The 237-nt window shown below is 69.6% G+C and carries 1 pseudogene; it reads left to right on the top strand.

Annotation, left to right across the window (positions count from 1 at the left end):
* Positions 1-237 (top strand): annotated as a pseudogene (locus KVS71_RS18730) (EamA family transporter RarD); the annotation flags it as partial.

The following is a 237-nucleotide window of genomic DNA, read 5'->3' as shown; positions in this document are numbered from 1 at the left end:
GCAGGTCTTCGTCCTCGGCACGCTGAGCGGGAACGTGGTGGAGTCGGCGCTCGGCTACTTCATCAACCCGATCACGACGGTGCTGCTCGGCGTCTTCGTGCTCAAGGTGCGCCTCCGCCGGCTGCAGTGGGTGGCCGTCGGGATCGCGGCCATCGCGGTCGTGGTCATCGTCGGGGCGTACGGCCACGTCCCCTGGTTCGCCTTGGCGCTCACGGCCCCCTTCGGCCTGTACGGGGT

Origin of the sequence: Microbacterium sp. GbtcB4 (assembly GCF_019091465.1) — a bacterium.
Classification (GTDB): domain Bacteria; phylum Actinomycetota; class Actinomycetes; order Actinomycetales; family Microbacteriaceae; genus Microbacterium; species Microbacterium paraoxydans.
The sequence above is the reverse complement of the archived record's forward strand: the minus strand, read 5'-3'. Positions and strand labels throughout refer to the sequence as shown.